Source organism: Microbacterium sp. KSW4-4 (assembly GCF_023091185.1).
In the GTDB taxonomy this organism is placed as follows: Bacteria; Actinomycetota; Actinomycetes; order Actinomycetales; family Microbacteriaceae; genus Microbacterium; species Microbacterium paraoxydans.
The window spans coordinates 1,138,673-1,160,664 of record NZ_JAHWXJ010000001.1 but is presented as its reverse complement, the minus strand read 5'-3'; the positions used below and the strand labels follow the sequence as shown (position 1 = coordinate 1,160,664).

The following is a 21,992-nucleotide window of genomic DNA, read 5'->3' as shown; positions in this document are numbered from 1 at the left end:
CCGCCTTTCGTCGTTCCCGCGGGTAACGTGAAGCTGTGAGCATCCTCCCCGTCCCGCACACCGCGATCATCGTCGTCGCCGCCGGTTCCGGCACCCGTCTCGAGGCGGGGGCGCCCAAGGCCTTCGTCGGCATCGACGGACGGACCATCCTGCGGCACGCCCTCGACGGCGTGTTCGCTGCGGCTCCCATGCAGGTCATCGTCGTCGCCCCCGCGGGATACGAGGGCGACGCGCAGACCGAGCTGCTCGCGGCTGCCGGCGATCGTGCCGACCTGGGCCGCGTGGTCACCGGAGGGGCGACACGGCAGGAATCCGTCGCGGCCGGACTCGCGGCGCTGTGGGGGGACGTGAGCACGGTGCTCGTGCACGACGCCGCGCGCGCGCTGACCCCGCCCGAGGTGATCGACGCCGTGGCGGCGGCCGTGATCGGCGACGCCGGTGCCGTACCGAGCCTGCCGGTCGTGGACACGCTCAAGCGGGTCGCGGACGGTCTCGTCGTGGGCACCGTGGATCGTGCGGAACTCGCAGCCGCGCAGACGCCGCAGGGTTTCCCGCGTGGCCCGCTGGAAGCGGCTTACGCGGAGGCGACGGCCCAGGGTGTCGAGTACACGGATGACGCGGCGCTCTTCGCCGCGGCGGGGCACGCGGTGCGGCTGGTGCCCGGCTCCGAGCGTTCGTTCAAGATCACCACCCCTGCCGATCTCGAGCGCGCCCGCCTCCTCGTCGCGCCCGCGCCCGTCTCGTCTCCCGTGCCTCGCGCGTCGGCTGTCGCCGGGCTCGGGCCGCGCGTGGGCATCGGCACGGACGTGCATGGGTTCGGCGGCGACGGGGCGCTGTGGCTGGCCGGGCTGGAATGGCCGGGGGAGCCCGCGCTCTCCGGGCATTCGGACGGGGACGCGGTCGCCCACGCGATCGTCGACGCCCTGCTCGGCGCCGCCGGGCTCGGTGACATCGGCGAGCACTTCGGTACAGCTCACCCGGAGTATGCGGGTGCGCACGCCGACGTCTTCCTCTCCCGCACCGCGGAGCTCCTGGCGGCGGCGGGGTTCATGATCGGCAACGTTTCCGTCCAGTTCCAGGGCAATCGTCCGCGGTTCAGCGGACGACGCGGGGAGGCCGAGGCGGTGCTGTCGGCGGCGCTCGGGGGTGCTCCGGTGGCCGTGACGGCCACGACGACCGACGGCCTCGGCTTCCCCGGACGGGGCGAGGGGATCGCGGTCACGGCCGTCGCGATCGTCATCCCGCGACCGGAGCAGGGTCTCTCAGCGCCCGCCGAGTAGGCTTGAGCGGTGACTCTCCGCCTCTACGACACCCGCGCACAGCTGCTGCGCGACTTCGTGCCTCTCGATCCCGAGAACATCACGATGTACGTGTGCGGACCCACCGTGCAGTCCGGCCCGCACATCGGCCACGTCCGGGCGGCCCTGAGCTTCGATCTCCTGCGCCGCTGGCTGACGCACCGCCACGGCCGAGTGACCTTCGTGCGCAACGTCACCGACATCGACGACAAGGTGCTCGCCAACGCCACGGACGCCGAGCCGTGGTGGGCGCTCGCCTACCGGATGGAGCAGGAGTTCGCCGCGGCCTACGCCGGCATCGGCATCCTGCCGCCCACGTACGAGCCGCGGGCGACGGCCTCCGTCCCGCAGATGCAGGAGCTCATCGCGCTGCTCATCGACCGGGGCCACGCGTATCCCGCTCCCGACGGGTCGGGCGACGTGTACTTCGATGTGCGCTCCTGGCCGTCCTACGGCGATCTCACCCATCAGTCGGTGGACGCGATGGAGGCGGCGCAGGACGCCGACCCGCGGGGCAAGCGCAACCCCCAGGACTTCGCCCTGTGGAAGGGCGCCAAGCCCGACGAGCCCGCCGATGCGACCTGGGCGTCGCCGTGGGGGCCGGGGCGTCCTGGCTGGCACATCGAGTGCTCGGCCATGGCGAAGCGGTACCTCGGTGCGGAGTTCGACATCCACGGCGGCGGCCTCGACCTGCGGTTCCCTCATCACGAGAACGAGCTCGCGCAGTCGACGGCCGCGGGTGACGGCTTCGCCCGCTACTGGGTGCACAACGGTCTCGTGACCGTCGACGGCCAGAAGATGTCGAAATCCCTCGGCAACTTCACCCTCGCGCGGGACGTTCTCGCGGAGCGGGACCCGCTGGTCGTGCGCTACGCCCTCGCCGCCGCGCACTACCGATCGAGCCTCGACCTCTCGGAATCGTCCTGGGCGGAGGCGGACGCGGCGCTCGGCCGTATCCGCTCCTTCCTCGATCGCGCAGTCCGCGCGGCCGGCGAGGAGATCGGTGCCGAGGACGCGCGGAGCCTGCCCGGTGCCTTCGTCGAGGCGATGGACGACGACCTCGGCGTGCCGCAGGCGCTGGCCGTCGTGCACGAGAGCGTGCGGGCCGGGAACTCGGCGCTGGACGCGGGCGACACCGGCACGGCCCTGGACGCGGCGCGGGCGGTGCTCGCCATGACCGGGATCCTCGGTCTGAACCCGCGCACGGGATCCGGCGCCGCCGGGGATGCGCAGGCAGCGGCGCTGGACGCGCTGGTGCAGGAGATGATCGCGCAGCGCGCCACCGCGCGCGCGGAGAAGGACTGGGCGGCGGCGGATCGCATCCGAGACGCGATCGCCGCCGCAGGAATCACGCTGGAGGACACTCCGGCCGGAACTCATTGGAGTATCGATGGCTAAGCCAGGGCGCCCCGGCGCGAGCAAGGGAAACAAGAAGGGCCCGACCAAGGGCACGGGCGGTCTCGGGCGCAAGGCGCTCGAAGGGCGTGGCCCCACGCCGAAGGCGGAGGACCGCGCGTGGCACCCCGCCGGGAAGCGCAAGGCTGCGGCTGAGCGCTACGCGGCTGCGGGCGGCAAGGGCAAGCCCGGAGGGCGTCCCGCCTCCGGGGGCAACCCGAACCGCAACGCCAGGTCGAAGGACAACACCAACGACACCGAGACGGTCACCGGGCGCAACTCGGTGCTCGAGGCGCTGCGCGCGAAGATCCCGGCGACCGCGATGTACATCGCGCAGCGCGTCGAGATGGACGACCGCGTCAAGGAGATGCTGTCGATCGCGACCCACCGCGACATCCCGGTGCTCGAGGTCACCCGCCAGGAGCTCGACCGCATGGCCGGCTTCGACGGCGTGCATCAGGGAGTCGCCCTCAAGGTGCCGCCGTACGAGTACGCCCACCCGCAGGACCTCCTGGAAGAGGTCATCGATCGCGGCGAGACGCCCCTGTTCGTCGCCCTCGACGGGATCACCGACCCTCGCAACCTCGGAGCGATCATCCGCTCGACGGCGGCGTTCGGCGGCCACGGCATCATCCTGCCGCAGCGTCGTTCCGCCGGCGTGAACTCCGCGGCGTGGAAGACCAGTGCGGGCGCGGCCGCCCGCATCCCGGTGGCGCTGGCGTCGAACCTCACCACGCAGCTCAAGGAGTTCAAGAAGCAGGGCGTGTTCGTGCTCGGGCTCGACGGCGACGGCGACGTCTCGCTGCCCGCGCTGGAGCTGGCGGACCGTCCCGTCGTCATCGTCGTGGGCTCGGAGGGCAAGGGCTTGTCCCGCCTCGTGACCGAGACCTGCGACCAGATCGTCTCCATCCCCATCTCCGCGGCGACCGAGTCGCTGAACGCCGGCATCGCGGCCTCGGTCGCGCTGTACCAGGTCGCGACCGTCCGCGCCGCGGACTGACCGAGAGGAACACGCATGGCCCGCATCATCGTCCTGGGAGGAACCGGCTACGCCGGACGCCACATCGTCGCGGAGGCGGTGAGCCGCGATCACGCGGTCGTCGCCATCTCGCGCTCGACCCCCGCGGATCCGGTCGCGGGTGCGGCGTACGTCCAGGGGTCCGCGCTCGACCCTGCGACGCTGACCGAGGCGTTCGCGGGTGCCGATGCCGTGGTCTCCGCGCTCTCGCCGCGCGGCGACATGGAGGACCGTGTCCTCGAGGCGCTGACGAACGTGGTGGCGCTGCTCGACGGCACCGAGACCCGGCTCGGGGTCGTGGGCGGCGCGGGCGGCAGCCTCGTCGCGCCCGGTGGCCCCCGACTGTTCGATCAGGGGTTCCCCGAGGAGTACAAGCACGAGGCGCAGGTCGGCATCGACTCTCTCGCGCTCCTGGAGCGCACCGCGGAGAGCCTGGACTGGTTCTTCGTGCACCCGGCCGAGGTCTTCGGGCCGTGGGCCGAGGGGGAGCGCACCGGACACTACCGGGACGGCGGTGACGTGCTCGTCCGCGACGAGGACGGGAAGTCGTACATCTCCGGGGCGGACTTCGCCGTCGCGATCGTCGACGAGATCGAGCAGGGCAACCACCACCGCGAGCGGTTCACCGTCGGCTACTGACGCCGTCCGGCGCGGCGCCGACGGGCGGGCACGGTCTCAGACGAGGTCGCGCCAGTCCACCTCGTCGTCGTCGCCGAGCGCCAGCGTACCGGTGACGACGGGGAGGCCCATCGTCTCGGTCGGCGGCCCCATGATGGTGGCCTCGTCGCGCCGGTGGCGGAGCACGTCGTTGATGTAGCTCGTCAGCACCTCCGCGAGGGCGACCGAGCGGCCCTGTGCCTGGGACAGGTACCAGCGGTGCTCCAGCACCTGGTGGAACACCTCGGCCGGCTCCAGCTTGGCGCGCAGGTCGTAGGGGATCGCGCGGACGACGGGCTCGAAGACGCGCGTGAGCCACTCGTGCGCGTACATCTCCTCGTCCGCCCACTGCTTGGTGGAGCGGGCACGGAACTCGTCGAGGTCGTTGAGGAGCCGCCGGGCCTGGTTCTCCTCGACGTCGAGACCGGTGAGGCGGATGAGCCGGCGCTGGTGGTGCCCGGCATCGACGACCTTGGGCTGGATCTCGACGACCGTGCCGTCGGCGGTCGTCGACATCGACATCTCGTCGATGTCGAAGCCGAGGGCGTTGAGCCGCTCGACGCGTTCCGTGATGCGCCACGTCTCGGCGGCGGAGAAGGACTCCTGCGCGGTGAGCTCGGCCCAGAGGGAGCGGTAGGACGACACGATGCCGTCCGCGATGGCGACGGCGTCGACCCCGTGCTCCAGGCGACCGCCCGCGGCGAGGTCCATGATCTCGCCGGCGATGTTCGTGCGCGCGAGGTCCAGGTCGTAGGCGCGCTGACCGTCGGTGAGGCCCTCTTCGTGCAGCTCGCCGGTCTCCGCGTCCACGAGGTACGCCGCGAAGGCTCCGGCATCCCGGCGGAACAGCGTGTTCGAGAGGGAGACGTCGCCCCAGTAGAAGCCGACGTTGTGCAGGCGCACGAGCAGGAGCGCCAGCGCGTCGACGAGGCGCGTGGCCGTGTCCGGACGGAGCACCCGGGTGAAGAGCGCCCGGTACGGCATCGAGAAGCGCAGATGCGAGGTGACAAGTGCCGCGGGGAGCGGCGCCCCCGCCGCGTCGGTGCGCCCCGCGATGACCGCGACGCGTTCCACGCACGGCACGTCGAGTCGCGACAGGTTTCCGAGCATCTCGTACTCCCGGCGCGCCATCTCCGTCGTCGTCTCCTTGACCGCCACCACCCGCCCGGAGAGGTCCGCGAAGCGCACGAGGTGGCGGGAGAGGCCCTTGGGCAGCGAGACGATGTGCTCGGACGGCCACTTCTCCAGAGGCGTCGACCAGGGCAGAGCGAGCAGACCGGGGTCGACCGTCTTGGCGGTGATCCGGAGGGATTCCTGCATGGGGGCTCCTGAGGGTGCCGGGGAAACGACGCGGCGCGGGCGACCGAAGTCAGCCCGCGCCGCGGTGGAGTGTCCGATCAGGCCGAGACGACCGGCTTGTCGTTCAGGCGGTCGCCCGACTCGAGGTCGAACGCGTGCACGTGACCCGGGTTCGCGGCGAGGGTGACGGTCTCGCCGGCGTTCGGGTGGTTGCGGCCGTCGACGCGGGCGACGAGGTCGGTGCGCTTGCCGTTGATCTCCGTGTGGCCGTAGAGGTAGCCGTCGGCGCCGAGCTCCTCGACGAGGTCGACGACGACCGACAGGCCCTGGCCGTCGGCCGGGCCGACGGTGATGTCCTCGGGGCGGACGCCGACCGTGACCTGCGAGCCGTTGGCGCGGCCCACGGTGTCGCGGTCGAGCGGGACGATCTCGGTGCCGAAGCGCACGCCGCCGTCGGCCAGGTCGGCCGAGAACAGGTTCATCGCGGGGGAGCCGATGAAGCCGGCGACGAAGACGTTCTCCGGCTTCTCGTACAGGTCGCGCGGCGAGCCGACCTGCTGGAGCAGGCCGTCCTTCAGCACGGCGATGCGGTCACCCATGGTGAGCGCCTCGGTCTGGTCGTGCGTGACGTAGACCGTGGTGACGCCGAGACGACGCTGCAGCGACGCGATCTGCGTACGGGTCTGGACACGGAGCTTCGCGTCGAGGTTCGACAGCGGCTCGTCCATGAGGAAGACCTGGGGCTGACGGACGATCGCGCGACCCATGGCGACACGCTGACGCTGACCACCGGAGAGGGCCTTCGGCTTGCGGGTGAGGTACTGCTCCAGGTCGAGGAGCTTCGCGGCCTCGAGCACGCGCGCGGCGCGTTCCTCCTTGCCGACGCCGGCGATCTTGAGCGCGAAGCCCATGTTCTCGGCGACGGTCATGTGCGGGTACAGCGCGTAGTTCTGGAACACCATCGCGATGTCGCGGTCCTTCGGCGGCACGTCGGTGACGTCGCGGTCACCGATGAGGATGCGGCCGGAGTTGACCTCTTCGAGGCCGGCGAGCATGCGGAGGGAGGTGGACTTACCGCAACCGGAGGGACCGACCAGGACGAGGAACTCGCCGTCTCCCACCTCGAGGTTGAGCTTGTCGACAGCCGGACGGGTGCCGCCGGGGTACAGGCGGGTGGCCTCGTCGAAAGTCACAGATGCCATCGTGTTTCTCCTTCACCGGCAGGTACGTGCCGGACGATCCGTAGTGAATGAAGCGGCGGAGCGACCCGCCGTGACCCTTCATCGGGTCGGGATCAGTATGGCACGAACGCCCGCACCTGGGTATTTCTCAGCCTCACTGGTTAGCATCGAACCCGGCCGTGCGCAGCGGCGACCACCGCCCGACGGTGGTCGGGGCCAACCCGGACCCCCTGAGACTCAAGAGGAACGATGTCGAGCGACGAAACGCCGAACGTCCCCGCCCCTCGCAATTCGCGCGAGGCCGTGCGGGAGAAGGCACAGAAGGTGCACGCCCAGCAGTCGCGGGCGCGTCTCATGCGACGGATCATCATCGGTGCGGTCGCGATCATCGCGGTCGGTGCGATCGGGACCGCCGTGACGCTCGCCGTGACCTCGCAGACGTCCAAGCCGCAGCTCAGCCCGAGCGGCATGGAGGCGGATGGCGTCGTGGTGACGGACATCGCCTCCGCCGCGATCGCCGGTACCCCTTCCGCCACGCCGGAGCCCGAGCCCAGCGAGGCCGGCGCCAGCGAGACGCCGTCGCCCGAGCCGTCCGCGGCGGGTGCTGTCGAGGTGCACATCTACGTCGACTACCTCTCGCCCGACGCGGGCAAGTTCGAGCGCGCCAACGCCCGGCTGCTCGCGCAGTGGATCGAGGACGGCGCCGCGACGGTCAGCTACCACCCGGTCGCTCTGCTCACCGCCAGCTCCAACGGCACCAAGTACTCGCTGCGTTCCGCCGCCGCGGCCGCCTGTGTGGCGACGCACTCGCCGGACCAGTTCTACGCGTTCAACCACGACCTGCTCGATGACCAGCCCGATGTGGGCAGCGACGGGATGTCGGACGAAGAGCTCGCCAACCTCGCGGGGGCTGTCGGCGTGGACAACGGCAAGACTGTGCGCTCCTGCATCCAGGACGGCGACTACGTCAGCTGGGCGAAGGAGGCGACGACTCGCGCGCTCGAGGGGCCGCTCCCCGGCTCCGACGACCTCGTGCTCACGGCCGCACCGATGATCGTCGTGAACGGCGAGGCCTACGTCGGCGCGCTGGACGACCCGCAGGAGCTGTCGACGTTCGTCATGTCGGTCGCCAGCGAAGCCTACTACGAGTCGGCGACTCCGACGCCGAGCCCCACGGCCACGTCGGCGCCGGCGAAGTAGTCCGCCGCGCGTCCCGGCCATCGCTAAGCTGTGATGGCATCCGCCGACTTGGCGCAATTGGTAGCGCACCGTACTTGTAATACGGGGGTTACGGGTTCGAGTCCCGTAGTCGGCTCCATACGGGAAGGCCCGCATCCCCCGGGAGACACGGGGATGCGGGCCTTTCGCGCATCTCGGCGAGGAGTGCTGCCCACTTCACCGGCACCCACGGCCCCAGCGCTAGGCTCTGCGCATGAGCGAACCCGCGGACGAGCCCGGCCCGTCGCTGATCCCGCAGCGGCTCGCACTGCAGCGACGGAGAACGTGGGCGATCGTGCTCGCCGTGTTCTGGACGGTGAGCGCCGCCTGATGGCTGAGCTCTGGTCTTCTGACAGGAGCGCCGTGATGTCAGGGCGCCCGCATATCGCGTAGCACGTCGGAGGGTGTTATGTTACTGGGGTGCAGGTGGTCGGCACCCCGCCCCGGCCACCTGCGCATCTTTCCGCCCCGCCACGGGAATGTTCGTGCCGCTCACAGCGGTTGTCTCGGACATGACCCGCATCGGCTCCAGTGACCTCGACGTCTTCCCCCTCGCCCTCGGCGGCAACGTGTTCGGCTGGACCGCCGACCGTGACGCCTCCTTCGCCGTCCTCGACGCCTTCGTCGACGGGGGTGGCGACTTCATCGACACGGCGGACTCCTACAGTGCCTGGGTTCCCGGCAACGAGGGCGGCGAGAGCGAGACGATCATCGGGGCATGGCTCGCGTCGCGGCGGCCCCAGGGCGTCGTCGTCGCGACCAAGGTCAGCCAGCACCCGGCCTTCCGCGGCCTGTCGGCCGGCAACGTCCGTCGGGCGGCCGAAGCGTCGCTCGCTCGCCTCGGACTGGACGAGATCGACCTCTACTACGCGCACTTCGACGACGAGTCCGTGCCGCTGGAGGAGACGGTCGAGGCGTTCGGCGCCCTCGTCACGGACGGGCTCGTGCGGCACGTGGCGGTGTCGAACTACACGGCCGACCGCATCCGGCAGTGGATCGACATCGCGGACCGCCTCGGCGTCGCGCGACCGGTCGCCGTCCAGCCGCACTACAACCTCGTGCACCGCAACGACGTCGAGGACACCATCATCCCCGTCGCTGAGGAGTTCGGGCTGAGCCTCGTGCCGTACTACGCGCTGGCGAGCGGCTTCCTCACCGGCAAGTACCGTTCGACGGATGCCGGGGGAGAGGGGTCTCCGCGGGCCGCCGGCGCCGCGAAGTACGCCACCGCGGCTGGACTTCGGATCATCGACGCGCTGGATGAGATCGGCGCCGCGCACGACGCATCCGTCGCCGCGACGGCCCTGGCCTGGCTGCGGGCGCAGCCGACCGTGGTGGCGCCCATCGCGAGTGCCCGGACGGTGGATCAGGTTCCGGATCTGCTCGCCGGAGCGCGGCTGGAGCTGTCGACAGCGGAGGTCGAGCGCCTGAACCGCGTGTCGGCCTGGACGCCGCCACAGGACTGACCCGCTCTCACCGCCCGACGAGGCCGAGCCGGTGGGCGAGGATCACAGCATGGATCCGATCCCGCGCCCCGAGCTTCGCCAGGATCCGCCCGACATGCGTCTTGACGGTGGACTCGCCGACGTAGAGGGACGCCGCGATCTCGGCGTTGGTGAGCCCGCGGCCGATCGCGACGAACACCTCGCGCTCGCGCTCGGTCAGGGAGCGGTACCCGGCGTCGTCGACCTCGTCGAGGGCGCCGGTTCCGAGCTGCGAGCCGACGTGCTCCAGCAGCACGCGGGTCACCCGCGGCGCCAGCGCGGCGTCTCCGCGATGGACGGCACGGACGGCGGAGAGCATCTCGTGGCGCTGGGCGTCTTTCAGGAGGAACCCGCTGGCACCGGCCCGGATCGCGCCGAAGGCGTACTCGTCGAGGTCGAAGGTGGTGAGGACGAGCACCTTCGTCTCGGGGTGGGCGCCGACGATGGCCGTCGTCGCCGCGATCCCGTCGAGCTCGGGCATGCGGATGTCCATCAGCACGAGGTCCGGGGCGAGCGCGGCGCTCTGCGCGATCGCCGCCTTCCCGTCGGCGGCTTCGCCGATCACGACGATGTCGGGCTCCGCCTCCAGGACCATGCGGAACCCCAGGCGGATCAGCTCCTGGTCGTCGACCAGGAGCACACGGATGGGCGATGTCATCTGTCCTCCTCCTCTGTCGGCAGGACGGCACGGAGGATCCATCGGCCCGCGCCGTCCGGCCGCGACTCCAGTGTGCCGTGCACGTGGGCAGCGCGTTCCTGGAGACCTCGGAGACCGAAGCCTCCTTCGCCCGGAGAGCCCGCAGCGCCGTCGTTGACGATCTCGACGACCACGGTAGCGGGCGCGTACTCCAGACGCACGGCCGCGGCCGTCGCGGTCGGTGCGTGCCGCATCGCGTTCGTCACCCCCTCTTGCACGATCCGTCCGAGCGCATGGGCGACGTCGGACGAGACATCCGCCTGCCCCGTCGTGGCGAGGGTGACCGGATAACCGGTGCGCTGCGCCGCCGCGACGGTCTCCTGTGGAGAGGCGGGCGAGACCGGCGCGAGGAGGAGCGGGGCGTCGTCGTCCCGGAGCACGCCGAGCATCGCCCGCATCTGCGTGAGCGCGCTGCGGGCGGTGTCCGCCGCAGAGGTGGCCGCCGCGCGCGCCTGTTCGCGGTCCGGGGTGGCGGCCGCACCCTCGGACAGCGCCACGACCACGGTCAGGGAGTGCGACACGATGTCGTGCATCTCACGTGCGATCCGCGCCCGCTCCGCCGCTGCGGCGAGCTGCGCCTGCTGGTCGCGCTCCACGAGGAGCTGCCGGGAGCGGTCGATGACGGCGTCCAGGTAGCGCTTCCGGTTGCCGACGTTCGCGCCGATCAGTGTGCCGATGAGGCCGAGCACGACCGTGCCGAGCAGGGCGTTGACCGCCTCTTGGAGTGTGAAGATGCCGGCCCAGAGGAGAAGTCCGGCTCCCGAGGCGCTGGCTGCGACGCCGATGCCGAAAGCGGTCCACGCGGCACGGGTGGAGCGGTAGACGGCGAGGGAGTAGCCGGCGAAAAGCAGCAGCGGGCTGCTTCCCGGCAGCGCGGTGAAAAGCAGGAAGACCTCGAGCAGGATCGCGGCGATCGCGGGGAGCCACGGCTTCCGTCGGCGCCAGAGCAGGGTGGCGGAGGCGGCGACCACGCAGAGCGGCAGCAGGGCGGCGAGCGCGAGCCCGACGGGGCCGCGGTCGGCATCGTCGATGCGCGCGGCGGGTGTGATCGTGAGGACGATGCAGAGCAGGGTGAGCAGGACGTCGGCGAGGACGGGATGGCGCGCCCAGAAACGCCGGAACACGCCGGGAGGACGAGGGAGCCGCAGCCCCTCGTCCTCCCGGACGGTGTCCGTTCCGCGTCGCTTCGCCGGCACCCGGTCTCCTACGCGTCGCGCGTGCGGAGGACGGCCCACGCGGCCAGCAGACCGCCGACCACCCAGCAGCCGAGGGTGAAGAAGGCGACCGGCGCATCCAGTGTCGCCGCGTCACCGGGCAGGATCGCGCTCTGCGCGGCGGCGACCGGCAGGTAGGCGGAGGCGTCGATCACCCAGGCCCAGGCCTCTCCCGCCATCGCGAAGAAGCTCGCGACGATCGGCAGGACGAACAGCAGACCGACCGTCGCCGCGATCGCTCCGGCACCCGAGCGCAGGATGAAGCCGAACGCCACGCCGATCAGCGCGAAGACGGCCATGGCGAGGGAGGCGACCACGATCGGCAGGACGGAGGCCGCGGGGTCCGACCAGTCGATGCCCTGCTCCCGTCCCGCGACCACGGCGGACACGGCGACCGCGGCGACGCCGAAGATGACCAGCGACGACAGGAAGAGGAAGCCCGCGAGCACGAGCGACTTCGCCAGCAGCACGGACCCGCGGATCGGGTCGGCGGTCAGCGTCGAGCGGATCATGCCCGTGGAGTACTCGCCGGTCACCGAGATCGCTCCGATGATGCCGGCGAGCAGCATCGTGAACTGGATCGGCATGACGACGGCCTGGATCGGGTCGAACCCGGGGGCATCGATCGCCTGGGCGATGAGGACGGCGATGCCGATCGTGAGCACGGCGGCGATCGCGATGGACCACCACGTCGACCGGAGGGTGATGAGCTTGATCGCCTCGCCGCGCACGGCTCGTGCGAAGGTGAGGCGGCGACCCGAGTCGACGGCGGGGGGCGCGACGGCCGGGGTCGTCACGGCGGGGGCGGTGGTCATGAGAGCTCCTTCGTGCGGTACTCGACGGCGTCGCCGGTGAGGGCGAGGTAGGCCTCTTCGAGGGATCCGGTGGTCGGGGTGAGTTCGTGCAGCGGGATCCCGCGCTCCGCGGCGAGGTCGCCGATGCGCGCTGCCGGGAGCCCCGCGATGTCGAGCAGATCGGGAGCGGCGCTGACGATCTCCACGTCCGGACCGCCCACCGCGGCCACGAGGTCGGTGGGGCGGGGTGTCCGCACGCGCACGCGGTTGGTCGTCCAGGAGCGCACCAGCTCGGCCAGCGGAGCGTCGGCGAGGACCTTGCCCCGTCCCATCACGATGACGTGGTCCGCGGTCTGCGCCATCTCGCTCATGAGGTGACTGGACAGCAGGACCGTCCGGCCCTCGGAGGCGGCATGCCGGACGAACTGCCGCACCCAGCGGACGCCCTCCGGGTCGAGGCCGTTGACCGGCTCGTCGAGGATGAGGGTGTGCGGGTCGCCGAGCAGTGCGGAGGCGATCCCGAGGCGCTGCCCCATGCCGAGGGAGAACTTCCCGGCGCGCTTGCGGGCGACCGCGCCGATGCCGGCGAGCTCGATGACCTCGTCGACGCGCGACGTCGGGATGCCGTGCGTGGCGGCCATGGCCCGGAGGTGGTCGCGCGCGGTCCGACCGGTGTGCACGGCCTTGGCATCGAGGAGCACGCCGACCTCGGTGAGGGGTGCCCGGAGCTTGCGATACTCCTGGCCGGCGACGGTCGCCCGGCCCGCCGAGGGACGGTCCAGCCCGACGATCATGCGCATGGTCGTCGACTTCCCTGCGCCGTTCGGTCCGAGGAAGCCGGTGACGGTCCCGGGCTGCACGGTGAAGGACACGCCGTCGACGGCGGTCTTGTCCCCGAATCTCTTGGTGAGGCCTTCTGCGGTGATCATGGTCCCCACGCTACGGACCGCCGCGCCGCGGCGCGTCCTCCTGCAGGACGATTCCCTGGTGCGGTGCGCTCGTCCTCCAGGAGGACGGTGCCGTGGAGGACAGGTGCGCGCGGAGGCTCCGATAGTGTCGAGAGGTGACCCCCGCACGCCGCCTCCCCGCCCCTCTGGCGCTCGGGGGAGCCGTCGCGATCGGAGTCATGACCGCGATCCAGGCGCGCATCAACGGGGTCCTGGGCGTGCGCGTCGACAACGGCATCGTCGCCGGCTTCCTGTCCTTCGCGGTGGGATTGGTGGCCCTCGCCGTGGTCATCTCCTTCCTGCCTTCGGCGCGCCGTGGTGCCATGCGCCTGGGCCGCGGCATCCGCGATCGGAGCATCCCGTTCTGGATGCTCCTCGGGGGCGCCTGCGGCGCTCTCACCGTCTCCACCCAGGGGCTGACGGCGGGCATCCTCGGCGTCTCCCTCTTCACCGTGGGTGTCGTGGCAGGGCAGACGCTGCACGGCCTCGTCCTCGACCGCATCGGCTTCGGGCCGGCCGGCGTCGTGGCCGTGACCCCCGGTCGGGTGATGGGCGGGGTGCTCGCGCTCGCCGCGGTGGGGATCTCCCTCTCGGGCGACGTGCTGGCGACCGCCCCGCTGTGGATGCTGCTGCTGCCCTTCGCCGCCGGCGTCGGTATCGCCTGGCAGGCGGCGACCAACGGGCGGCTGGCACAGCGCGTGCAGTCGCCGATCGCCGCGACACTCATGAGCTTCATCGCCGGGACGCTGGTGCTCGCGGTCGCCGCCGGCACCAGCGTCGCCGTGCGGGGATGGCCGGCCGCGCTGCCGACCGAGCCCTGGCTCTACCTCGGCGGCTTCCTCGGTGCGGGCTACATCCTGCTCGGCGCGTTCATCGTCGCGCACACGGGCGTGCTGCTCATGGGGCTGGGATCGGTGCTCGGGCAGCTCGTGACGTCGGTCGTGATCGACCTGCTCTGGCCGGCGCAGGCGGGACCGGCGCTGTGGCAGGTGGTCGCGATGGTGGTCGTCGCGGTCGGCTCGGTCCTCGTCGCGGTGCCCTGGCGTCGCCGCCGGCTCTAGGAGCCGCTCTTCTTGGCGGCCTTCTCGGCTATCTTCTTTTCCCTCTTCTTCGCCTTCTTGCGCGCCTTCTTCTCGGCCTTCTCGGCCTTCCGCTTCTCGGCCTCCTGTGCGGCCGCCTCAGCAGCCGCCCGCGCCTCCGGAGAGAGTTTCGGCGGTCGGGTCAGGAGCGCGCGGGCGTCGACGGTCTTGCGGCGGCCCGGGCTCTTGCCCTCGGGTTTCGCCCCGACATAGAGCCAACCGAGGAGCTCCTCGTCCGGCCCCAGCCCGTGCATGCGCGCGACCGGCTCCGAGCGCGTGTAGTGTCCGGTGCGCCAGATGACGCCCCACCCCGCCTCATCGAGCAGCAGGCTCAGCACATGCGCGACCCCGGAGGCCACCGCCTCCTGCTCCCAGCGCGGGACCTTCTCGCTCGGACGGTAGCTCGCGACCACCGCGATGAGGAGCGGAGCCCGCAGCGGCTTGGTCGACGGCTCCGCGTCCCCCTGAGCCTCGGCGATCGCGGCACCGAGCGCCTCGCGGTCCGCGCCGCGGAGCTCGATCAGACGCCAGGGACGCAGCGAGGAATGGTCGGCGACGCGGCCGGCGGCGCCGACGAGCGTCACCAGCTCCTCGCGCCCCGGGGCGGTGTCGCCGACCTTCGACCAGGACTGCCGTGCGCGGACGGCGTCGAGGGCGCTCACGACTCGTCGGGCGTGAAGTTCAGCGCGATCGAGTTCATGCAGTAGCGGTCACCGGTGGGGGTGCCGAAGCCGTCCGGGAAGACGTGGCCGAGGTGCGAACCGCAGGTCGCGCAGCGGACCTCCGTGCGCACCATGCCGAGACTGTCGTCCTCGAGCAGCTCGACCGCATCCGGCCGGACCGACTCGTAGAAGCTCGGCCAGCCGCAGCCGGAATCGAACTTCGTGCCGCTCTTGAACAGCTCGGCTCCGCAGGCACCGCAGGTGTAGAGGCCGGCGCGCTCCTCATCGAGCAGCTCACCGGTCCACGCCCGCTCGGTCGCCGCCTGGCGCAGCACGGCGTACTGCTCTTCGCCGAGCTCGTCGCGCCATTCGTCTTCGGTCTTGTTCACGCTGTAGGGCATCGTGTCCTCCTGAGTCCCCTCCATTCTCCCTCGTGCGGGGGCGTCGATGGCGCTTCGCGTCAGAATGGACGCATGACCGACACCGTGCAGGAGCGCTATGCCCGATTCGCGGCGACGGAGGCTCCTGGGCGCAGCGCGCTGTACGCGGAGTGGGCGGCCGGGGTCGCCGCCGACGACGAGATCAGCGAGGTGCTGCTGCGGATCCCCGCGACCCGTCGCCAGCCTCCGCTCGTGTTCGCCGTGTCCCGCCTGCTCGGCGCCGGTCACGGTCCGTACCGGGAGTGGCGTCGTTTCGTCTTGACCAATGCCACTCGACTCGTCGAGGAATGCACGAGGCGGGCTCTGCAGACCAACGAGCCCCTCCGCACCGCGGCACTGCTTCCGGTGCTCTCCGAGATCGAGGGCCCGATCGCGCTGCTGGAGGTCGGCGCCTCCGCCGGCCTCTGCCTCTATCCCGATCGCTACTCGTACCGTTTCATCGATGACGGCGGGTCCGTTCGTCGCGCGCTCGACCCCCTCGACGGTCCCTCCCCCGTGGTACTGGAGAGCACCGTCACCGGCGACCTCCCCCCGCTGCGCATGCCAGAGGTGGTGTGGCGCGCCGGGATCGACCTCGCCCCGCTGGACGCGGCCGACGAAGAGGATCGGCGCTGGCTGCGGGCCCTCGTGTGGCCGGGAGAGGTGGGGAGGGAGCAGCGCATCACCGCCGCCCTCGACATCGCGGCCGCCGAGCCGCCGCTTCTCGTCGCCGGAGACGCAGCCGCCCATCTGGAGGAGCTGGCAGGAGCCGCTCCGGCGGATGCCACGCTGGTGATCACGACCCCCGGGGTTCTCGTACACATCCCCCGGGAGCAGCGGGAGGCGCTGATCGAGACGATCGCGGCGCTGCCCGCGCGCTGGGTCACGATCGACCCGCCCGCTCTCCTCGGGGTCTGGGACCCACCCATCGTCGCGGAGGCCTGGCCCGGCTTCGTCGTCGCGCTCGACGGGCGGGTGCGGGCCGCTGCCGACCCGCTCGGCGCTCGGTGGGAGTGGCGCGCGGGCGATCCGTCGACCACGACCTAATCTGAGGGCATGCCCGCTGACCACCTCACGGAACGCGATCGCGCGATCCTCGCCCTGGAGGCCGCCTGGCCGCGCCACGGCGGTATGAAGGAGGAGGCGATCCGTGCGCGACTGGGCATGAGCGCGGCGCGTTACTATCAGCTGCTCGCCCGTCTCATCGACTCCGAGGCGGCCCTCGCCTTCGATCCGATCCTCGTCCGCCGACTGCGTCGACTGCGGGACGCCAGAAGCGCCCGGCGCACGTCCCGGATCCCCGGGTTCACCGGATGACCTGATCCTGCGGGGTCGGGCTCGTCGTGGAACGGTTTGCCAGCGACGTGCCGCTAGCATCGAGGGGTGTCCAAGCCCCCCCGTGACCGTTTCGACGAGGTTCCCCGTTCCACCGGACGTGTGGGAGCACACCGCGCCGAAGCTCCGGGGATGAACGGCTGGGTCGTGCTCCTGTGGTCGTTCGTCGCCGCTCTCGTGCTCATCATCGCCGGTATCTTCGGCGCTCTGGTCGTCATGGGACGGATCGACCTCTTTCCGGAGCCGATGTCGTCCGCGGCTCCCACGCCTGAGCAGACCGGGGTGGTCGACCCGACCTACTCGGTGCTCATCCTCAACGCGACCCCCGACAGCGGGCTGGACGACCAGATGCGCGACACCCTCATCAACGCCGGGTGGGCGGCGGCGACCGTGCTCGCCAGCGACAGCGCCAGCGACGACTTCGAGACCACGACCGTCTACTACGTCAGCGCCGAGGACGAGGAGGCGGCGAAGGGCCTCGCCGGCGTCATCGGCGGCGCCGAGGTGCAGCAGAGCGACTACTACGCCGGCCAGACGGAGGACGGGCAGAAGCAGCTCACCATCGTGATCGGCGTCGACCGGGCGGCATCGGTGCCCGAGACTCCCGCGCCCTGACCCTCGCCCGGCTCCCGGACGACGCGGCTTGCACTCGATGGTGTCGAGTGCCAGAATGGCGTTAGCACTCTCTCACTCTGAGTGCTAAACCCACCGTCTACGTCCAGGAGGGACGACAAAACTCATGGCAAAGATCATCGCCTTCGATGAGGAGGCCCGCCGCGGCCTCGAGCGTGGCCTCAACATCCTCGCCGACGCGGTCAAGGTGACCCTCGGCCCGCGTGGTCGCAACGTCGTGCTCGAGAAGAAGTGGGGCGCCCCCACGATCACGAACGACGGTGTCTCCATCGCCAAGGAGATCGAGCTGGACGACCCGTACGAGAAGATCGGCGCGGAGCTCGTCAAGGAGGTCGCCAAGAAGACCGACGACGTCGCCGGTGACGGCACGACGACCGCCACGGTCCTCGCCCAGGCCCTGGTCCGCGAAGGCCTGCGCAACGTCGCGGCCGGTGCCGACCCCATCTCCCTCAAGCGCGGCATCGAGAAGGCCGTCGCCGCCATCACCGAGGAGCTGCTGAGCACGGCGAAGGAGATCGACTCCAAGGAGCAGATCGCCGCGACCGCCTCCATCTCCGCCGCCGACCCCGCGATCGGCGAGCTCATCGCCGAGGCCATCGACAAGGTGGGCAAGGAGGGTGTCGTCACCGTCGAGGAGTCGCAGACCTTCGGCACCGAGCTCGAGCTCACCGAGGGCATGCGCTTCGACAAGGGCTACCTGAACCCGTACTTCGTCACGGACCCGGAGCGCCAGGAAGCCGTCTTCGAAGACCCGTACATCCTCATCGCGAACCAGAAGGTCTCCAACATCAAGGACCTCCTGCCGATCGTCGACAAGGTGATCCAGGACGGCAAGGAACTCGTCATCATCGCCGAGGACGTCGAGGGTGAGGCCCTCGCTACCCTCGTGCTGAACAAGCTCAAGGGCATCTTCAAGTCGGTCGCCGTCAAGGCTCCCGGCTTCGGCGACCGTCGCAAGGCGCAGCTGCAGGACATCGCGATCCTCACGGGTGGCCAGGTCATCACCGAAGAGGTGGGCCTGAAGCTCGAGAACGCCACGCTCGACCTGTTGGGTCGTGCGCGCAAGGTCATCGTCACCAAGGACGAGACCACGATCGTCGAGGGTGCCGGTGAGGCCGACCAGATCGAGGGTCGCGTCACGCAGATCCGTCGCGAGATCGAGAACACCGACAGCGACTACGACCGCGAGAAGCTGCAGGAGCGTCTGGCGAAGCTCGCCGGTGGCGTGGCCGTCATCAAGGCGGGCGCTGCGACCGAGGTCGAGCTCAAGGAGCGCAAGCACCGCATCGAGGACGCCGTCCGCAACGCGAAGGCCGCCGTCGAGGAGGGCATCGTCCCCGGTGGTGGCGTCGCGCTCATCCAGTCCGGCACGAAGGCGCTCGACGCGCTCTCGCTCGAGGGCGACGAGGCGACCGGTGCGAACATCGTGCGCGTCGCGATCGAGGCTCCGCTGAAGCAGATCGCGCTGAACGCCGGTCTCGAGCCGGGTGTCGTCGCCAACAAGGTCTCCGAGCTCCCCGCGGGCCAGGGCCTGAACGCCGCCAGCGGCGAGTACGGCGACATGTTCGCACAGGGCATCATCGACCCGGCGAAGGTCACGCGTTCCGCGCTGCAGAACGCCGCGTCGATCGCCGGCCTGTTCCTCACGACCGAGGCCGTCGTCGCCGACAAGCCCGAGAAGGCTGCTGCTCCCGCGGGTGACCCCACGGGCGGCATGGACTTCTGATCCTCTGAGAGGTTCAGAGACCCCGTCTCACACAGAAAGCCCCCGGCTCCGGCCGGGGGCTTTCCGCGTCCCTCAGCGGAAGAGGCTCGCCGAGTACTGATCCGCTTCGGCGTACTGGGTGGCCACGGCGCCGAGCGACGTCCCGATCCCGTCCAGGACGAGCTCGACGTGCTGCTGAGCGCCCTGCCACTCTTCGGCGCATCCTTGGAACGCCGTCGCGGCGGTGCCGACCCATGCGGTCTGCAGCTGCCTGAGCTGAGACATGAGGGTGGCGGATTCGGTGCGCAGGCGCTCGATGGTGGCGCGGGTCGCGGCTTCCGCCGCGTGGACCGCGTCGGTGTCGACGGTGAAGACGGTCATGGGAACTCCCTTCGAAGAAGCTCCGACGCTACGGGGGCTGCAGCGTCGTCGAAGAGGCGAGCCCGCATCCGCTCCGGAAGCCGGGAGAAGCCCGCCTCGCCCGTGGATGGTGCAGGAGCGAGTGCCTACGGGAGGTCGTCGAGCCGCTCCAGCGGCTGCGTGTCCTCGAGGAGATGCTCCGGGGTCGAGCGCGCGGGGGCGAGCGGGAGCGTGACGGTGAAGGTGGCGCCGCCTCCCGGGCTCTCCGACACCGCGATGTCACCATTGAGCGCCTTGAGGATCGAGGCGACGATGGCGAGCCCCAGACCGGACCCGCCGGTCTCGCGCGCCCGCGACGTGTCGGCGCGCCAGAACCGCTCGAAGATCTGCTCGCGGATCTGCGGTGGCACGCCCTCGCCATGGTCGACGATCGAGATGCTCGCGGTGCCCGCCGTGCGGTCGGAGTCCACGACGATCTCGATCGGGCTGTCCTCGGGGGAGAAGCGGCGGGCGTTGCCCAGGAGATTCGTGACGACCTGTCGGACCTTGTTCTCCTCGCCGAGCACGATCGGCGGCGTCCGGACCGGGATGTCCGCCACCTCGGTGAAATCGATGGCCGGAGGCTGCGCCGGCGTCCGCGGACGACGGCGCAGCCGTGACAGGGGGGCCCGGGGGCGCGTCTTGGGGGCGGGCTCCGGGGTGATGGGCACCACAGGCGTGCGGATGGGGGCCGTGGGCACGTTCTCGACCGTGCGGTCGATCACGGAGATCACCCGGCCGGGGGCGGCGGCGCGCACGTCCAAGGCGGCGTCGCGGGCGATGGGACGGAGGTCGAGAGGAACGATCTGCGGCTCCCGCTCCTCATCCAGACGAGCGAGCGCCAGCAGGTCCTCCACGAGGACGCCCATGCGGATCGCCTCCTTCTCGATGCGCTCCATCGCCCGGGCGGTGTCCTCCTCGCCCTTGATCGCGCCCATGCGGTACAGCTCCGCGTACCCACGGACGCTGACGAGCGGAGTGCGCAGCTCGTGGCTGGCGTCGCCGATGAAGCGTCGCATGTGCTGCACGGTGCGATCGCGCTGAGCCAGGGAGCGATCCACCCGGTCGAGCATCGTGTTGATGGCCGCGTTCAGGCGCCCGACCTCGGTGGTCGGCTCCAGATCCGTGAGCCGCTGTCGGAAGTCGCCGGCGGCGATCGACATGGCGGTCTGCTCGACCTGCCCGAGCCGGCGGAACGTCAGCGTCACGAGGCCGCGGGTGAGCAGCGCCGCGACGAGGATCGTGATGAGGGCGATGGTGATGTAGATCCCGAAGTACTGGCTGATGATGCGGTCGGCTTCGGCGAGGGGGAGCGCCACCATCTGGATGCTCAGCGGGTCGCCCTCCTGCTGCACGACGGCCGCGGCGGCGTGGTAGACCCGGCCGTCCGTGTCCTCGAGGGCGAGCACCTGGTCCTCGTTGGCCTGGGCGTCGGACAGGGAGTACTCCGCGGGGAAGACCGGAGCCCGGCCGGAGGCACTGGGTGCGGTCGCGCGGAGGGCGCCCTCCGCATCGTAGATCGCGAAGGAGAAGTCACGGGGCTTCTCGTCTCTCGGCGTATAGGTGGTGACGCCGTCGATCGTCGTCGTGTCGAAATACCGGTCGACGAGGTCGCTGGTCACCAGTGCAGGGAGCTGCGCATTGATGTTCTCCACGAGGGCGTTGCGCAGCAGCGGCACCGTGCCGATCCCCGCGACGAGGAGACCGAGGGCGAGCACGGCGACCGTGACGCCGGTGACCTTGGCGCGGAGGCTGATCCGCCGCCACCACGCGGTGACCGCATCCGGCTTGTGCGCCATGCGGTCCTCCCTCGTGCGGCGGCGATGCCGTCCGGGGACGGCGGGTGCGGGCTCGACGGTCTCAGACCGTCTTGCCCACCTTGAGCATGTACCCGAAGCCGCGCTTCGTCTGGATCAGCGACTCCTCCGTGTGCGGATCGATCTTGCGACGCAGGTACGAGATGTAGCTCTCGACGATGCCGGCGTCGCCGTTGAAGTCGTACTCCCAGACGTGGTCGAGGATCTGCGCCTTCGACAGCACCCGGTTCGGGTTCAGCATGAGGTAGCGGAGGAGCTTGAACTCGGTCGGGCTCAGGTCGATCGGCTCCTTGCCGACGTGCACGTCGTGCGTGTCCTGGTCCATGGAGAGCTCGCCGGCGCGGATGATCGACTCCTCGTCGGCCTGCATCGTGCGGCGGAGGATGGCCTGGGCCCTGGCGACGATCTCGTCCAGGCTGAACGGCTTGGTGACGTAGTCGTCGCCGCCGGCGTTCAGGCCCTCGATCTTGTCCTCCGTGCCGTCCTTGGCCGTGAGGAAGAGGATGGGGGCGGTGAATCCGGCGCCGCGGAGGCGCTTGGTCACGCTGAACCCGTTCATGTCGGGGAGCATGACGTCGAGGATGATGAGGTCCGGCTCCTCCTCGAGGACGGCGGAGATCGTGGCGGCGCCGTTGGCCACCGTCTTCACCTGGAACCCGGCGAAGCTGAGACCCGTGGAAAGCAGGTCGCGGATGTTGGGCTCGTCGTCGACGACCAGGATGCGCGCAGCAGTCATGACCC

21 protein-coding genes, 1 tRNA gene and 1 pseudogene are annotated in these 21,992 nt (G+C 70.8%); 12 read left to right on the top strand and 11 right to left on the bottom strand.

Going from position 1 to position 21,992, the window contains the following annotated elements; all coding sequences use genetic code 11:
* The first annotated feature begins 35 nt into the window (after nucleotides 1-35).
* Genes ispD through KZC57_RS05720 form a run of 4 tightly spaced genes read left to right on the top strand, consistent with a single transcriptional unit; the run spans nucleotide 36 to nucleotide 4,350 of the window.
* On the top strand, nucleotides 36-1,280 hold the full coding sequence (gene ispD / locus KZC57_RS05735; protein WP_247641246.1) for a 2-C-methyl-D-erythritol 4-phosphate cytidylyltransferase: 1,245 nt from the start codon (nucleotides 36-38) through the stop codon (nucleotides 1,278-1,280).
* Between the two features lie 9 nt (nucleotides 1,281-1,289).
* A complete protein-coding gene (gene cysS / locus KZC57_RS05730) occupies nucleotides 1,290-2,696 on the top strand; it encodes a cysteine--tRNA ligase (RefSeq protein WP_247641245.1) in 1,407 nt (468 codons plus the stop codon).
* Nucleotides 2,689-3,693, top strand: coding sequence for a 23S rRNA (guanosine(2251)-2'-O)-methyltransferase RlmB (gene rlmB / locus KZC57_RS05725; protein WP_060921927.1), 1,005 nt, complete (start codon nucleotides 2,689-2,691; stop codon nucleotides 3,691-3,693). Before cysS ends, rlmB begins: the two co-directional genes overlap by 8 nt.
* A 15-nt stretch (nucleotides 3,694-3,708) precedes the next feature.
* A complete protein-coding gene (locus KZC57_RS05720; protein ID WP_060921926.1) occupies nucleotides 3,709-4,350 on the top strand; it encodes an NAD(P)-dependent oxidoreductase in 642 nt (213 codons plus the stop codon).
* 36 nt (nucleotides 4,351-4,386) lie between these two features.
* On the opposite strand, the gene KZC57_RS05715 is transcribed toward KZC57_RS05720, so the two are convergent.
* Entirely contained in the window at nucleotides 4,387-5,688 is a 1,302-nt protein-coding gene (locus KZC57_RS05715) for a DUF4032 domain-containing protein (protein ID WP_060921925.1), read from the bottom strand.
* Between the two features lie 77 nt (nucleotides 5,689-5,765).
* On the bottom strand, nucleotides 5,766-6,869 hold the full coding sequence (locus KZC57_RS05710; RefSeq protein WP_060921924.1) for an ABC transporter ATP-binding protein: 1,104 nt from the start codon (nucleotides 6,867-6,869) through the stop codon (nucleotides 5,766-5,768).
* 228 nt (nucleotides 6,870-7,097) lie between these two features.
* Here KZC57_RS05710 and KZC57_RS05705 point away from each other — a divergent pair, with 228 nt between their 5' ends.
* From KZC57_RS05705 to KZC57_RS05695, 3 genes are all read left to right on the top strand, one after another.
* Entirely contained in the window at nucleotides 7,098-8,048 is a 951-nt protein-coding gene (locus KZC57_RS05705) for a thioredoxin domain-containing protein (protein ID WP_060921923.1), read from the top strand.
* Nucleotides 8,049-8,090: 42 nt separating this feature from the next.
* Nucleotides 8,091-8,166 (top strand) — tRNA-Thr (locus KZC57_RS05700).
* Between the two features lie 412 nt (nucleotides 8,167-8,578).
* Nucleotides 8,579-9,532 carry an aldo/keto reductase gene (locus KZC57_RS05695; protein WP_247641244.1) on the top strand — a complete coding sequence of 318 codons (954 nt, stop codon included), beginning with the start codon at nucleotides 8,579-8,581 and terminating at the stop codon, nucleotides 9,530-9,532.
* Nucleotides 9,533-9,539: 7 nt separating this feature from the next.
* On the opposite strand, the gene KZC57_RS05690 is transcribed toward KZC57_RS05695, so the two are convergent.
* Genes KZC57_RS05690 through KZC57_RS05675 form a run of 4 tightly spaced genes read right to left on the bottom strand, consistent with a single transcriptional unit; the run spans nucleotide 9,540 to nucleotide 13,184 of the window.
* On the bottom strand, nucleotides 9,540-10,208 hold the full coding sequence (locus tag KZC57_RS05690) for a response regulator transcription factor (RefSeq protein WP_247641243.1): 669 nt from the start codon (nucleotides 10,206-10,208) through the stop codon (nucleotides 9,540-9,542).
* Complete coding sequence (locus tag KZC57_RS05685; RefSeq protein WP_247641242.1) at nucleotides 10,205-11,443, bottom strand: sensor histidine kinase; 1,239 nt, start codon at nucleotides 11,441-11,443, stop codon at nucleotides 10,205-10,207. The genes KZC57_RS05690 and KZC57_RS05685 overlap by 4 nt, the downstream gene beginning before the upstream one ends.
* An 8-nt stretch (nucleotides 11,444-11,451) precedes the next feature.
* The gene (locus KZC57_RS05680) at nucleotides 11,452-12,276 is read right to left on the bottom strand and encodes an ABC transporter permease (protein WP_247641241.1); all 825 of its coding nucleotides are present in this window, start codon (nucleotides 12,274-12,276) and stop codon (nucleotides 11,452-11,454) included.
* On the bottom strand, nucleotides 12,273-13,184 hold the full coding sequence (locus KZC57_RS05675) for an ABC transporter ATP-binding protein (protein WP_025105520.1): 912 nt from the start codon (nucleotides 13,182-13,184) through the stop codon (nucleotides 12,273-12,275). The genes KZC57_RS05680 and KZC57_RS05675 overlap by 4 nt, the downstream gene beginning before the upstream one ends.
* A gap of 164 nt (nucleotides 13,185-13,348) precedes the next feature.
* Between KZC57_RS05675 and KZC57_RS05670 the strand changes: the two genes are divergently transcribed.
* Complete coding sequence (locus KZC57_RS05670) at nucleotides 13,349-14,263, top strand: DMT family transporter (protein WP_060921936.1); 915 nt, start codon at nucleotides 13,349-13,351, stop codon at nucleotides 14,261-14,263.
* 149 nt (nucleotides 14,264-14,412) lie between these two features.
* Here the strand turns inward: KZC57_RS05670 and KZC57_RS05665 are convergent.
* Together KZC57_RS05665 and msrB are read right to left on the bottom strand one after the other, a co-directional pair.
* Nucleotides 14,413-14,943: pseudogene (locus KZC57_RS05665) on the bottom strand (nitroreductase family protein); the annotation flags it as partial.
* Nucleotides 14,940-15,344, bottom strand: a complete 405-nt coding sequence (msrB, locus tag KZC57_RS05660) for a peptide-methionine (R)-S-oxide reductase MsrB (RefSeq protein ID WP_025105523.1) — start codon at nucleotides 15,342-15,344, stop codon at nucleotides 14,940-14,942. The gene msrB and the pseudogene KZC57_RS05665, both read right to left, overlap by 4 nt.
* A 72-nt stretch (nucleotides 15,345-15,416) precedes the next feature.
* Here msrB and KZC57_RS05655 point away from each other — a divergent pair, with 72 nt between their 5' ends.
* The 4 genes from KZC57_RS05655 (at nucleotide 15,417) to groL (ending at nucleotide 19,056) form a co-directional block, all read left to right on the top strand.
* On the top strand, nucleotides 15,417-16,409 hold the full coding sequence (locus tag KZC57_RS05655; RefSeq protein ID WP_247641240.1) for a DUF2332 domain-containing protein: 993 nt from the start codon (nucleotides 15,417-15,419) through the stop codon (nucleotides 16,407-16,409).
* A gap of 9 nt (nucleotides 16,410-16,418) precedes the next feature.
* Nucleotides 16,419-16,679: a DUF3263 domain-containing protein gene (locus tag KZC57_RS05650; RefSeq protein WP_217584195.1), complete on the top strand. Its 261-nt coding sequence runs from the start codon at nucleotides 16,419-16,421 to the stop codon at nucleotides 16,677-16,679.
* A gap of 66 nt (nucleotides 16,680-16,745) precedes the next feature.
* Entirely contained in the window at nucleotides 16,746-17,312 is a 567-nt protein-coding gene (locus tag KZC57_RS05645; RefSeq protein ID WP_247641239.1) for a LytR C-terminal domain-containing protein, read from the top strand.
* Nucleotides 17,313-17,436: 124 nt separating this feature from the next.
* Nucleotides 17,437-19,056: a chaperonin GroEL gene (gene groL, locus KZC57_RS05640; protein WP_025105526.1), complete on the top strand. Its 1,620-nt coding sequence runs from the start codon at nucleotides 17,437-17,439 to the stop codon at nucleotides 19,054-19,056.
* A gap of 72 nt (nucleotides 19,057-19,128) precedes the next feature.
* Here groL and KZC57_RS05635 read toward each other — a convergent pair whose 3' ends face one another.
* The 3 genes from KZC57_RS05635 to KZC57_RS05625 form a co-directional block, all read right to left on the bottom strand.
* Nucleotides 19,129-19,416, bottom strand: a complete 288-nt coding sequence (locus KZC57_RS05635; protein WP_060921915.1) for a WXG100 family type VII secretion target — start codon at nucleotides 19,414-19,416, stop codon at nucleotides 19,129-19,131.
* A gap of 125 nt (nucleotides 19,417-19,541) precedes the next feature.
* Nucleotides 19,542-21,233 carry a cell wall metabolism sensor histidine kinase WalK gene (locus KZC57_RS05630; RefSeq protein WP_247641238.1) on the bottom strand — a complete coding sequence of 564 codons (1,692 nt, stop codon included), beginning with the start codon at nucleotides 21,231-21,233 and terminating at the stop codon, nucleotides 19,542-19,544.
* A gap of 61 nt (nucleotides 21,234-21,294) precedes the next feature.
* Nucleotides 21,295-21,987, bottom strand: a complete 693-nt coding sequence (locus KZC57_RS05625; RefSeq protein WP_025105529.1) for a response regulator transcription factor — start codon at nucleotides 21,985-21,987, stop codon at nucleotides 21,295-21,297.
* Nucleotides 21,988-21,992: the final 5 nt, after the last annotated feature.